Source organism: Spiroplasma endosymbiont of Villa modesta, from assembly GCF_964030925.1.
Classification (GTDB): Bacteria; Bacillota_I; Bacilli_A; order Mycoplasmatales; family VBWQ01; genus Spiroplasma_E.
Map to the genome: position 1 here is coordinate 405,809 of NZ_OZ034992.1, position 14,107 is coordinate 419,915.

The 14,107-nt window shown below is 21.5% G+C and carries 15 protein-coding genes; 12 read left to right on the top strand and 3 right to left on the bottom strand.

Features of this window, described 5'->3' with window-relative positions; genetic code table 4:
• Positions 1-11: 11 nt before the first annotated feature.
• The 10 genes from AAHM89_RS02665 to AAHM89_RS02710 all read left to right on the top strand — a co-directional run bounded on the left by AAHM89_RS02665 (position 12) and on the right by AAHM89_RS02710 (position 10,149).
• Complete coding sequence (locus AAHM89_RS02665) at positions 12-386, top strand: hypothetical protein (RefSeq protein ID WP_338978797.1); 375 nt, start codon at positions 12-14, stop codon at positions 384-386.
• A gap of 18 nt (positions 387-404) precedes the next feature.
• Positions 405-1,313, top strand: coding sequence for a hypothetical protein (locus AAHM89_RS02670; protein ID WP_342266870.1), 909 nt, complete (start codon positions 405-407; stop codon positions 1,311-1,313).
• A gap of 289 nt (positions 1,314-1,602) precedes the next feature.
• Positions 1,603-3,321, top strand: coding sequence for a hypothetical protein (locus AAHM89_RS02675; RefSeq protein ID WP_342266871.1), 1,719 nt, complete (start codon positions 1,603-1,605; stop codon positions 3,319-3,321).
• Positions 3,322-3,324: 3 nt separating this feature from the next.
• Entirely contained in the window at positions 3,325-5,637 is a 2,313-nt protein-coding gene (locus AAHM89_RS02680) for a hypothetical protein (protein WP_342266872.1), read from the top strand.
• 4 nt (positions 5,638-5,641) lie between these two features.
• Complete coding sequence (locus AAHM89_RS02685; RefSeq protein WP_255495924.1) at positions 5,642-5,764, top strand: hypothetical protein; 123 nt, start codon at positions 5,642-5,644, stop codon at positions 5,762-5,764.
• Between the two features lie 19 nt (positions 5,765-5,783).
• On the top strand, positions 5,784-7,016 hold the full coding sequence (locus AAHM89_RS02690; RefSeq protein WP_342266873.1) for a hypothetical protein: 1,233 nt from the start codon (positions 5,784-5,786) through the stop codon (positions 7,014-7,016).
• Positions 6,967-8,613 (top strand): hypothetical protein, encoded by a 1,647-nt coding sequence (locus tag AAHM89_RS02695; RefSeq protein WP_342266874.1) that lies wholly within the window; start codon positions 6,967-6,969, stop codon positions 8,611-8,613. Before AAHM89_RS02690 ends, AAHM89_RS02695 begins: the two co-directional genes overlap by 50 nt.
• A gap of 40 nt (positions 8,614-8,653) precedes the next feature.
• Positions 8,654-9,076 (top strand): transposase family protein, encoded by a 423-nt coding sequence (locus AAHM89_RS02700; RefSeq protein ID WP_342266875.1) that lies wholly within the window; start codon positions 8,654-8,656, stop codon positions 9,074-9,076.
• Between the two features lie 23 nt (positions 9,077-9,099).
• Positions 9,100-9,507, top strand: coding sequence for a transposase family protein (locus AAHM89_RS02705; RefSeq protein WP_339045908.1), 408 nt, complete (start codon positions 9,100-9,102; stop codon positions 9,505-9,507).
• 468 nt (positions 9,508-9,975) lie between these two features.
• Complete coding sequence (locus tag AAHM89_RS02710; RefSeq protein ID WP_342266876.1) at positions 9,976-10,149, top strand: hypothetical protein; 174 nt, start codon at positions 9,976-9,978, stop codon at positions 10,147-10,149.
• Between the two features lie 3 nt (positions 10,150-10,152).
• Here AAHM89_RS02710 and AAHM89_RS02715 read toward each other — a convergent pair whose 3' ends face one another.
• Both AAHM89_RS02715 and AAHM89_RS02720 read right to left on the bottom strand, forming a co-directional pair.
• On the bottom strand, positions 10,153-10,491 hold the full coding sequence (locus tag AAHM89_RS02715; RefSeq protein ID WP_342266877.1) for a hypothetical protein: 339 nt from the start codon (positions 10,489-10,491) through the stop codon (positions 10,153-10,155).
• A 1-nt stretch (position 10,492) separates the two neighbouring features.
• Positions 10,493-10,645: a hypothetical protein gene (locus tag AAHM89_RS02720; RefSeq protein ID WP_342266878.1), complete on the bottom strand. Its 153-nt coding sequence runs from the start codon at positions 10,643-10,645 to the stop codon at positions 10,493-10,495.
• A 347-nt stretch (positions 10,646-10,992) separates the two neighbouring features.
• Between AAHM89_RS02720 and AAHM89_RS02725 the strand changes: the two genes are divergently transcribed.
• Complete coding sequence (locus AAHM89_RS02725) at positions 10,993-12,114, top strand: Mbov_0401 family ICE element transposase-like protein (RefSeq protein WP_342266879.1); 1,122 nt, start codon at positions 10,993-10,995, stop codon at positions 12,112-12,114.
• A 367-nt stretch (positions 12,115-12,481) separates the two neighbouring features.
• On the top strand, positions 12,482-12,943 hold the full coding sequence (locus AAHM89_RS02730) for a hypothetical protein (RefSeq protein ID WP_342266880.1): 462 nt from the start codon (positions 12,482-12,484) through the stop codon (positions 12,941-12,943).
• A gap of 1 nt (position 12,944) precedes the next feature.
• On the opposite strand, the gene AAHM89_RS02735 is transcribed toward AAHM89_RS02730, so the two are convergent.
• Positions 12,945-14,066: an Mbov_0401 family ICE element transposase-like protein gene (locus tag AAHM89_RS02735; protein WP_342266881.1), complete on the bottom strand. Its 1,122-nt coding sequence runs from the start codon at positions 14,064-14,066 to the stop codon at positions 12,945-12,947.
• Between the last annotated feature and the right edge of the window lie 41 nt (positions 14,067-14,107).

Genomic DNA, 14,107 nt, shown 5'->3' on the forward strand with positions numbered 1-14,107 from the left:
GAGAATGTTAAATGTTAGAAAATGAAAATAATGTTCAACAAACAACTGAACCTTTAAATGAAAATAATGCTCAACAAGAAATAGAAAATAAAGTTAATGAAGCAGAAAATAAGTTAAATAAACTTAATCAAGAAATTAAAGAAAAAGAAATGATTAATATATTTAAAAAATATCAAGTTAAAACTGAATTTTATGATTATTTAAAATTTAAAACAAATAATATAGAAAATTCAAAAATTGAAGAAACTATTAAAAAAATGATTAAAGAACAACCAATATTTAAACAAACAATTAATACAGGTGGCAATAAACAAATAATTATTAATAATAAAACAAATGATAAAGAAAATTTTTTAATTAATTATAAAAAGAAAAATTATTTATAAACGAAAGGAAGAAATAAAATGTCAGTACCATTTAATCAAAATTTAGACAATACAGAGAGATTAGTAGAAGCAACAGAATTTATAGAGTTTTTTAAAATTTCAAATAGTCCATGGGCAAACTTTTTTCCTACTGAAATTGTTGACTCAGTAAATATTGAATTTATTGTTAAAAAACCAAAAAAACCGGAAGTAAAAATTATTGCTTGGGATGATAAAAGTAAAAGATATGAATTACCATATGTTGATACAGATAAAATTAGTAAAAAAATAACTAAAAAATATCTTGCAGGAGAAATTATTGCAGATGTAGATTTAAAAGCAAATAATGGACAAAATTTATTAGATAGTATGCAATATGAAGTTGCAAATGATTTAGCAGATAAATTAGCAATTGATGATACACAAGCAATTGCAAAATTTGCTACTAAAATCGATATTGAAGATACAACACCAGTAGGCTATTTAAAATCAATGTTATCTGCTTGAAATACTTTGTTTCAATTTAGAAACATTGCAAATAGTAAATTTTTTATTACTAATGGTCTTTATGATAGTTTAGTTTATTTAGCAGATAATAAAGGTTTAATTACCGATAATCAGTTGGCACAACAATTACGTTTAAATGGAAATAATTTATATGTAAAAGGCGTATTATGTGAAATCGTTCTTGATGACTATATGATTTTTACTAATGATAAAAATGAACAACAATTAATGACCTTTGTTTTAGCAACACCAAGAGCGATGAAAAGATATATGATAGAAAATACAGTTATTTATGTAGATTTTATTAAAGATGATAAAGCAGGAAGAGCATATAAAGTTGCTGGTGAAGTTGTTGGAGAAGCAATCCCATATATTTCTAATAATGAAACAACTTCACGTTGAATGTTATGTGGAGTTATTAAAACAGAAAAAATGATTTAAAAACTAAAATTACAAGTTTAACAACTGATATTACTGCAAATGTTAATAACAATAATAGTGAATTAAATACACAAATAAAAAGTACTAATGAACTTAAATCATTAAATCCAAATTTAACAAATCCAACTATTAAATATTTTAGTGATGCACAAAGTAAAACTAATATAAATAATCAAAAACAAAAAGCAGGTGACTTATATATAACTATTACTGCAAATGTTAATGATTTAAATTATAAAGGTTCAACAAATCCAATTAAAATAACTCTTAAATAAAGGAAATTAATACCATGCCAATCGGTACAACTAGTACAGCAATACTATTAAATATAAATAAACCAAAACATACTAGAATAAGTAAACAACAAGAAAATAAAAGTTTTTGATGAGAAATTTTAGAAATGATTGGTGTACAAGTAATAGCAGTAGCACTTGCTCCTTTTACTGGTGGGTTAAGTGAAAGTATAGCACTTGGATTAGGTGCAAGTGATTTAGTTGCTAGTATTAGTGCTGTTGGTGTAGAATTTTTAACTGATTTTACTATTAATCAAGTTTATGATTATTTAAAAGGAAATGTAACAAAGTTAAATACTTTCTTTAATATACTTCCTGCATTTGCTGGACTTAATAAAATTAGTCGTGGTTATCGTACAACTAAATTTATTAAACTAGCAGAAAAAACTAAAACATTAGAACAAGTTGGAATTAAAGAAGTAAAAAATTTACAAGAAATTATTAATCAAGTAAGTAGAAAAGAAATTTTAACAGATAAAATTATTGGTAATAAACGTTATTTAATGAATTATAGTTTTACTCCTAATCGTGAAACAGTATTACGAGATTTAGGTTATGTTGCTGAAAGACAATATAAGAATAATTTTCAAAAACTAGAAACAGAAAAATTAATGGAACACTTATTATTACAAAATACATTAATAAAATTAAGTCCACAATTAACTCCAAAATTTAAAATTAAAGATATTGAAAAAGCAAATAACTTTTTAAAAAAATTTAATACTGATTTAAAAAAAGTATTATCTATGAATCAGCATGATTGATTAAATTTAGTTCATACAATACATACAGAAAATAGATATGGAAAAACTTTAATTTTAGATTTACAAAAAATTCGTGCTAATGCTATTAAATTTAATTTTAAAAATAATGTTATTCATCAAATTGTTTTAAAAGGAAATCAAACTTTTAAATATTTTGATATTAGATTTTATTTAAAAAAAGGTTTAAATAAATTTTGAAAAGATACATCATATTTTGAAAAAATACGAGAAAGTATATATAAATTACAAGAAAAATTTGAAAAGTTAGAAAAACAAGCATTTGAAAAAATTAATAAATTAAAACAAAAAGCAACTGATTTATTTACTAGTGCAGAAAAAAGAGCAATTAAACATGCACAATTAATTCCATTAAATTCACCAGTATTTATGGGTTGTAAAATTCAACCTTTATCATTAGATAAATGTGCAATTACTATTTATCATCGCAATCCTAAATATAAACCAATTACAGTTGTTGATAGTATTCTTAAAGCAAAAACTTTTGTTACTCAAATACATCCATTTCATTGATATCGTTGATATAGTGGTTGATACATTGGTTATGGAGTAAATCATAATAAATGATTAAAAGCAATAGCATTTGCTCCGCCAGTTGTTCAAGAAGTAATTAAAGATAGTTTTAAAGTATATAGAGAAATATTTAGAATAATAAGAACTTATCATAAAGTAGTAAATGTTATTAATAATCCTATTGAAAATATTAACAAATCATTTAAAAATGTTGGTTTAAAATTTTCAGTAAATACTTTATTTGGTACTGGATTATTACATCATTTAGAAAAGTTTGCATATAGTCAAGTTGTAGCAAAAAGTAAGAAAAAATTAAAAAAAGGCAAAAATAAAATACAAAAAGAAATTGAACATATAACACATAAAAAAACAAAAAAACATACTCATCATTATAAACAAGCATTTTTTAAGGAATGATAAATTATGATTAATAAACTTTGAACTGATGTCAGTCTTGAAAATTATAATAACTGATATCCATTAACTGGAAAAATTACAGAAACACCACAGCAATATATAAAAACATGACCAAATGTTAATGATTGATTTAAAACTTTTGCTATTCGCGCGCAAAATGATATTAATGCTTATCTTGATTTTATTTTATCTAAATTTCCTTTTGATAGTTTTAAAGATGAATTAATTAAAGAAACATTAAGAGATATGGTTTATGTTATGGTTGAACATTGAGTATTTAATCGTACACCAATTGAATTTAATTGTTTCATCAAACTATTTGTAAATAATTTAGCACCTAGTAGAATGAAAATATGAGCAAGATTAACAGAATTAAAACAAATATTTTCAAGTTATAATGATGATGAAATAGATGTTGAAAAAATTGACTTAAAAGCATTTTATACTAGAAATCAAGTTGATGAATTAATTGAACAACAAAAAGAATTTACATTATCAAAACAAATTAAATTATATGATGATTTAGTTGATGATAATGAAAATGAAATATATAGAGGTCCTGTTAGTAAATTTATTAATAAAGGTTATGTTGCAACAGATTATGATAAAGAAACTGAAACAATGATTTTAGATTGACCTGATGAAATTGGAACATTACCACCCGAAGCATTACAAAATAATCCACAAATTGGTGATTATACACATGCACCAACTTGTGATTTTTCTGCTAAACAACAAAAACGAATTACTACAAATGAAAATGAAATTACCAAATTAAATAATGAATTAATTAAAGCAAATGAAAATATTAATGATGTTAAAAATAATTGATTTAATATTGAAACTAGTCCCTTATGAAAAAAAGTTGAAAATAATAATATAGAAACATTTAAATGATATTTTATTAAAATCATTTATCAATATTCAACAGAAAATAATTTTATGAAATTTTATAAAGTAATTAAAATTTATTTAAATAATGTTTTTAATGAATTTGAATTGTTAAATGTTGATTCCATGACGTATAGTGAACAAATCCAAAATAAAAAAATTTTAAATACCGGAACTATTTACTATAACAATAGAAATAAAAAATTTAGTGGTGGAGGTAATTCTTACCCTGAACGTGGAAAAATTAACTTAATTGGTGATATAGAAGAAATATATCAATATATAGGAAAAGGTGCACCAACTGAATTTATAGCAGAAGAAAGTACTGAACGTGATTATTATACAAAACTAGAAACTAATAATTTATTAGATAAAAAACAAGATAAATTAATTGCTGGTACTAATATAACTATTGATGAAAATAATAAAATTAGTGCTACTGGTGGTAAAGTAGATTTATCTGATTATTATAAAAAATCTGTTTTTATGAAAGGATATTTTACATATAAAGATGATAGAGACCAATTATGAATAAATGATGTTTCAAATAGTTCTCTTGCTATTTCATTATTACTTAATAATAGATATGATAGATTAGAAACTACTAATAAAACTATTGTTGGTGCTGTTAATGAAATAAATAAAAAACAAGTTAAAGAAAATTGAAAAGTAATAGGTAAAAGTATAAATAATCGTAAATATGGTGATTTTAATCTTGCTTTTAATACTCTTTATAGAGTAATTATTACATGGGAATCTCCACCATTTCATCAAGTAAATACAAGAATAACAGTAGAATTTAAAACAGGTAATTATTTAGGTGGAATACATGGAAGTAAAATATTTCTTACAAAAGGTTTAATTAATAATGAAGAAGGTATTTTATATTTACAATTATTAGATATTAATAAATGACAATTAATTTTAGAAGGTGGAAATGAAAAATATGCAAATATTTTTTCATTAGAAGAATTACAAAATACAGTTAAAGTAGATATTATTCAACCTATAAAAATTACAAGTCATACTTTAAAAATAAATGAATTAAAAAATAATGAGATTAATATTGAATTACCAAATACTCCAACACCAACTCCAAATATTTCACAATGAAAAGAAGTAGGAGAAGTTATAACAGATAAAAAAAATAATAATCAAAATTTTATAAAATATATATTTAAAGATAAAACACATTATAGAATATATATAAGTTATGGTGATTATACAAGTAAAGAAAATAATAAAAATTATAGTTGACAAATAATTAATTTTTATTATCAATTAGATACAAGCGTTGTAAAAAGTAGTTTATGAATAGCGAATAATAACAATAACCAACAAACTGAAATTAATATTTATAACAATAGAATAATGTGGGGTATGGGTAGAGATTATATTTTTAAAAAATTAGAAGAATTACAGGAATAATATTATGTTTTTTAAAATTATAAAGATTATTTTAGGTTTAATTGGAGTAATTCTATCATCAGCAACTGCTGGTTTAATTATATTTATTATTGTCAAAATTATATTAAAAATTAATCAAATATTTTAAAAAAAAGGTGGTGAATATTATGTTAGGTAGATTTTTAAGAAAAGATAAAAGCACTAATAATGAAGAAAAAACTAAATTAACTTTTTTAAAAGGTAAAAGTACACATGCTTCTATTTTAAGTTATTTTGGTTTTAATGATTTTAATCATGAAACTTATTTCACTGATTTTGTAGCAGAAAATAACGCTAATTTATATAATGCTCCATTAGATATTAATAATAAAGTTATTACGAAATATTTAATTCAACAAGAATTTTATAGAAAAAATTGAAATTCTATTTTTAAATTAAGTAAATTAGGAATTAGTGGTTATTTAATTTTTATTGCTAATGATGATTTATATTTTCAAGTCGTTGATATACAACAAAGAGTTTATGATATTACTAGTAAATTAATTCAATGCACTATTTTTTATGATAGTTATGAGCAAAATGCACAAATGGTAAGATTATTTGAAATTTATACATTAAATAATGAACAAGTAACTATTAATCGTGCAATTTATAGTATTAGTGATAATAAAAAACAATTTCCATTAGATTTTAAATCATTCATTAATAATCCCAATTTAGAACAAGAACAAATATTAAATATTAATTATATTCCAATAGCAATTATGCGAAATAAAGCAAATGAATTAGCAGATTGTAATAAAGTAATGGATAAAATTAAAGCATTAGATGTTATTTATGAACAAATTGTTTTAGATACAATTTTAAATTCACCTAAATTTATATTTAGTCAAACTTATGGTAATGTTCAATCAACATTAGAAGAAGCAGTAAGAACACTAGTTACTAAAAACTACATATTTAAAAGTGGTGGAGATAATAATGAACAAAACGAAAATATCAATATGACAAATAGTAATTTTAAAGGTAAAAATTTAACTGATATATATGATTGAAATGTTAATGAAATATTTAAACGTTGTGGTATTCATATTCCAAGTCAAAAGAAATCAGCACAACAATCTGTTCCGGAAAGTACAGCTGTAAATATTTCAACTATTAATTATATTGAACAAAAATTATGACAATTTAACATTGATATTCTTAAATTTATTCAAATATTAGTGAAAATTGATAAAGATTTATTAAATAGTAAAACATTTAATATTAATGATGAAGAAGAGATTAATAATTTAACTGTTAAATTAAAAATATTTAATCCCGAAAATAACCAATTAATAGGAGAGAACAATGGAAGACAACAACAAACCACAAACGAAGTTTCCACAGAAACAAACTAAACTTAATCAAGCAGAAGTAGAAAATGATTATTTAATTGATAATATCCCTTATGACTTTACTAATATGATGCGAACTAGTAGCGATCCTGATATTAATAGAGCATATGATGAATTTAAAAAAAGAACAATTTATATTTATGAAATTGAACGTTTATTTAAAAATAATGAAAATAATAGTTTAAGATTTTCAGCAAATACTATTAAAATTGGTTTTATTGATATTGATAAAGTATTAAAAACTATTGCTGCTGAAACATCTGACTTTACTATGCAATTAAATCAAAGAGCAAGTACAAATATTAATGATAATACTATTGAATATAATTACTGTAAAAATTTAATTTTTCAAGAAATAAATTTACTAAATCAATTTAAGTTATATGCTGTGTCTATAAATGAACCATTAACTGAAAATAATATTGATAATTTATATATCATTAACAATTATTCACAACCTTATCAAAATCCAAAAACAAGAAGTACTAAAAGTATAACTATTATTAAAATTAAAGATTTTAAAACAAGAGATGGTTATCCAATCATTATTAAATTGCAAAAACCATTAGATAAAGATACCAAAGTAACAGGTTTAAAAATTAAAGCCCCTAGAAGCATGATTTTTGGCAATATAAAGGTACTTGGTGAAGTTGACAATATGGAAGTATACCCAAAGTTATTTGTTAAAGATAAGATAGCATTTCCACTGTTATCAATGCCTATTGAAACTCAACCAAAAGTTAGAATATTAGAACAATGATTTAGTGAACAAATACTACCTTGAAATTTAGCAAAACAATTTATTGGACAAGAAAAATCAGTTTTAGATTTAATTAAAATTAGTAGTGGTTCTGTAACAAGAAGAGAAGTTATTAATAATGCAAGAATAACTCATGCTTGATTAGGATATGAGTTTAGTAATGTTTTAGGTGGTAAATGACCATTAAAAAGTCAAAAAGAATTAAAGGATAAAGAAGTTTGAGATTTTGTAGGTGAAAGTCAATTTTATAGTTATATTGCAACTAATAATAAATTTAATGATATTGAAATTGAAATTAAAGATGCACCAACTATTGATAGCTTACAACAATTATTATTAGATATGCTAAGTTATACCTATAATTATAATCGTAATTTTGATGGCGCAGATTATGATGATAAAGGTAAACCAACAAATGAAATAGCAAAATTACGTGATAAATTCTCAGGTCAAAAACCTGATGAAGTTATTACTAATTTATTTAGAAAATGAGAACTTGATTATCCAAATTACATAAATTTGCAACAAGTTAAAATATTTAAACAAGTATTTATTATGTTATCAAAGTATATTTATTCAACATTATCAATAAATAAAGGTCTAAATGATGATAATAAAATTTTATTACCTTATTATTTTGAATTAAAATCAAATCCTATACATTCTAATAAGGATGATAGTTGAAAATATAAAGATGTAAAAGTAATACTAAAATCTGAATATTTTGATTTTACAGATATGAATAATATTAAATTAAAAAATAATGATATTAGTCAAAAGACATATTCCGTAATTAAATTTTTTAAAAGTCAATTAATAATTTTAAAATTTATTTTATAATTTTGTTATTAACAATAAATTTAGAAAAGTGTTGATAAAAATGATTTTTGAAAATTTAAAAAAATTAAAAAAAGAAGAATTTTACAGATATTTTGGTATAAAACGTTTTCATTTTAATGAAATGTTAGAAAAATTAATTGAAATAGAAAAATTAGAAAAAAATAAAGGTCGAAAAAATAAACTTTCAGTAGAAGAAAGATTAATGATGACTTTATTATACTGAAAAGAATATTATACTTTTTTTCAAATGAGTATTAAATCTAAAATGAGCCCATCAAGTTGTTTTCGAAATATTACTTGAGTAGAAAATAAACTTAGTAACCACAAAGATTACCAATTTTTAAAAGAAAGATATAAATTAAAAATTGATAAAAAACAAGAAAATTCAAATGAATTTCAATTTTATTTAATTGATTCAACTGAGATTGAAATTGAAAGACCAACTAAAAAAAACTACAGTTAGAATATTTTTCTGGTAAAAGTTGAATGTATTCTATAAAATTTCAAATTGTATATGATTTTTTTAATAAAAAAATTGTTGATATTTTTGCTGATAATGGTAAAGTGCATGATTTTCAAATATTAAAAAATTCAAATCTTGAATTTTCAGAAAAAACAATAATTATTGGTGATTTAGGATATCAAGGTATACAAAATATTTATAAAAATACAATAATACCAATTAAAAGAACTAAAAATAAAAAATTAACTAAACAAGAAAGAAAATACAATAAGATTGTATCTAAAATTAGAATTAAAGTTGAACATGTCTTTGCTTGATTGAAAAGATTCAAAATTTTAGTAAATAAATGTAGAAAATCTAAATTTAGACTTATGTACTTAAGATTTAACTTACTTTGTGAAATTTTTAATAAAATAAAACCATTAAAATAAAAAAAATATTAAAAATATTTTTTTAAAATTTAAATTTTTATCGAGTTAATATAAAAATATTATTAACAATTTTTTGTTTAAAATGTAAACTCATTTTTTAAACTATTTTTTCAAAAAATATTTATTTCTATATTCAATAACACTAAATAGTTTTAAAACAATTTTATTGACAATTAATTAAATTTAATTACGGAATATGTCCAAAATGAATTATTTAAACTTGATGATAATCAATTTAATTGATTATCTATTACAAATGAATTAGAAAGCAATAATATTCCGTCATTAATTCCAGCAGATTGAACATTAGGAAATGGCGAATATGGAAAATACTTTACAAGAGTAATTATTAGTAACAATAAAATTGAGAATGCTTTAAATTTATATGGTTCAAATAAATCTCAATTATTTTCTAAATTAGAATTTTATGAAGAGATATTACAAATTGATAATAAAAATGAATTTGAATTGCAAATTAAAAATCCAATTAATAATTTAAATCGGATTGAAATTAGTGGAATATTTGGTGCTGGTAATTATTATTTAATTTTAATAACTGACAAACAAGAAATAAACTTAACTAATATTAATTTATTTGACAAATATAATGAAAATATTTCTTATATTAATTTAGAAATTTAAATGTTATTTATTAAAATAACCATATGGATAATTGCCATCTCATGGTATATCTATTCTTTCAATAGTATCTCCACCATTATAAAATTTTGTTTTTTTAGGATTGTCAGCAAAGTATATTTTAAATTCACTTTTTATAGAAACTGAAATACCATGAATGTCTGACATTCATATTTTCTGAACACCCATTATAGGTTCTTTATATGAATTTAAATAATATTTAAGTCCACTAAGATTATGGGTAAGCATCCCCCCCATGATTAATCCTATTGTCCCAGTTGTAGCACCAGTTAGTGCTAATGCTAATGTTATTTTATTTAAATTTGTTTTTATTCATGTTTTCATTTTAATTTTTCTCCATTTCAAATTCTTCTAGTGATTTTACACAATCTTCACAACATCAATTTTCATCATTTAATTCTCAATCACATCAATGTTGAGAACAAACTCCACAAAATTTATCTCAATATCAACAACATTTTTCCTTTTTCTTTTTCATTATTCAATTACTCCCTTATTTTTAAACTTTAATGATTAAATTGTACTTATTTTTGATTATTTTTACAAGTATGCTTTTAAATGCAAAATAACGCCTAAATTAAAGGCTTTTATTTTATGATACCTATACTATTAATTATATGTAACTTATTTATTATATGGCAAATGTGAAGATACTTTTTTTGAAGAAGCATTATTTTAATAAAAATTACGTTCTTATGTGGATTAATGTGGATAAAATAAAACAAAATAGATTATTAATTTTAATTTACCATATTTTAACACTTTAAATTTATGAAATTTAAAATTAATAATAATTAGTATAAAAAAAGATTAGGAGAGTTAAATATGAGTTTTAATTATAAATGAAATTTTAGAGAACAAAATGAAAAAATTGATAAATTAGTTTTAGAATATATAACAAAGAAATGAGAAAAACTAGATTGAAGAATAAAAAATACAAGAGATAAAAAGAAATATAAAATTGTTGATTTTCAATATCGAACAAGAAAAATTATATATGGAATGGTAACTTATAAAAGAAGAATTTATGAATATTTTGATGAAAAATTACAAAAATGAGTTCGTATTTGTTTAGTTGATGAAATACTAGAACTACCAAAATATAAAAGAATCGGTGAAGATATTGAGCAAACTATCATTGAATATTTTGCTGATGGAAAAAGATACAGAGATATTTGAGATATTATAAAAAAAGCAAATATTAGTCTTAGTTCTATTCATAGAGTTTTTAAAAATTTTGAAATAATTGAAGCAAATCCAGTAAAAGTAAAATTAGAAAAAAATCAGCCTATTTTTGTAGCAATTGATGATGGTCACCGAAAATTTTGAAATTTTAAACGTAAAGGTATAAAACATTCTATGCGATTAATAGTAACATATACAGATAATATTAATCACAAAGTACAAAATAAAAGAGTAAAAGCAATTATAAGGCCAACAAATTCAGCAATTGGAATTAAAAAAACTGCTGAATTTGTTAAAGAACATTGTCAAAAATTTTATGAAAACATTGAACAAGCAAAAATTATTATTTGTGGTGATAGTGTAGGATGAATTAAATATTTGGCAGATTATTTAGGTGCACAGTTTGTTTTAGATAAATTCCATTTAATTAGAACATTATATCTTGGAATAATGGCTGGAAATAAAGGAAAATATTTAAAAGAATATAATCATTGCAAAAATTTAATCAATAATGGTCAATATGAACAATTAATTGATTATTTATATAAGCAATTAGATAATCATAAAAAATTAAAGAAAAAATACTTTAAAAATAATAAACAAGGTATTGAAAATCAAGGAGCAGTTTGAAATAAAGGTTGCTTTACAGAAACAAATATTTGACATGTTTTAAAAGAAATGCTTGGTAATAGAACATATAATATTTTGATTTATGTAAAAATGGTTATTTTTAAATGTAATAAGATAAATTTAGAAACATAGTTTTAATGTATGTAATAGTTACTTATTATTTCACAATTTTGAATAGCATCTCAAAAATTATTATTTTTTATTTTTACTTTTAAACCAATAATGAAAAAAGTTAATGATAAAATTATAATTATTAAAATTGGTACTAAAATTAGACAAAAAATCACTCCAATTTGTAATTGAATTCAGGGAGGTTGTCAAAAATCCGGAATAAATTAATTCATATAGTCTTTATTATCATTTAGACAAGAAATAATTTGGATTTTTATGAAATTGTGATTTTATATTACTTTTTTTTAAAAGATATTTCAACTAAAATACTTATAATTAAGTTTAGTAAGTGTTAAAATTATGAAGTAAAATTAAGGAGAATTTAAAAATGAAAATTAAAGCACTTAAAAAATTACAGTTAATAACTGTATTATTATTTGTTTTAACTATTTTAATTGTGATTACTTTACTATTATTACTAGGTTTATTTCATGGAAAAGAAGTAGTAACTGTTAAAAACAATAATTTATTTAAAAATACAAAACCTTTAATATATGAATATAACGGTTTTACTTTATGAAGTAAGTATAGTTGATATTACATATTAACCAATAATAATATTTGCCTTAAAAATTTTGGAAGTTGTTATATTATTCATAATTCTTATAGTTATTCTTTATTATGGTTAAAAATTGCAGTTATCTTTTCTACAATTGTAGTTCCAATTTTTGTGTCTATAATTTTGTCATTAACATTCTTTATTATTGGTTTAAAAAGAAAAATAAAAAATAATAATTTTTGAGATGCTATTGCAAATTGTGAAATAATAAGTAATTATTACATTCATTAAATTATGTTTCTAAATTTATCTTATTACATTTAAAAATAACCATTTTAATGTAAATACTAATATTATATGTTCTATTACCAAGCATTTCTTTTAAAACGTGTCAAATATTAGTTTCAGTAAAGCAACCAATATTTCACTTTGCACCTTGATTTTCAATACCTTGTTTATTATTTTTAAAATACTGTTTCTTTAATTTTTTATGATTATCTAATTCTTTATATAAATAGTTAATTAATTCATCATATTGACCATTATTAATTAAATTTTTACAGTGATTATATTCTTCTAAATATTTTTCTTTATTTCCAGCCATTATTCCAAGATATAGTGTTCTAATTAAATGAAATTTATCTAAAACAAACTGTGCACCTAAATAATCAGCAACTTCTTTAATTCATCCTGCACTATCACCACAAATAATAACTTTTGCTTGTTCAACGTTTTCATAAAATTTTTGACAATGTTCTTTAACAAATTCAGCAGTTTTTTTAACTCCAATTTTTGTTTTTGTTGGTCTAATAATCGCTTTTACTCTTTTATTTTGTACTTTGTGATTAATATTATCTGTATATGTTACTATTAATCTCATAGAATGTTTTGTGCCTTTACGTTTAAAATTTCAAAATTTTCTATGACCATCATCAATTGCTACAAAAATAGGTTGATTTTTTTCTAATTTTACTTTTACTGGATTTGCTTCAACTATTTCGAAATTTTTAAAAACTCTATGAACAGTACTAACACTAATACCTGCTTTTTTACAAATAGCACAAATATCACGATATCTTTTTCCATCTGCAAAATTTTCAATAATAGTATCTTCAATATCTTCGCCAATTCTTTTATATTTAGGTAATTCTAATTCTTCATCTAGTAAAAAAATACGAACTCATTCTTGTAATTTTTCATCAAAATATTCATAAATTCTTCTTTTATAAGTTACCATTCCATATAATGTTTTTCTTGTTCGATATTGATAATCAACAATTTTATATTTATTTTTATCTCTTGTATTTTTTATTCTTCAATCTCGTTTTTCTCATTTATTTTTAAAATGCTCTAAAATTAATTTATTAATTTTAGAATATTGTTCTCTATAATTTCATTTGTAATTAAATTCCATGTTTAATTTCTCCTATCTATTTTTTAAAAATTTTTAATAAT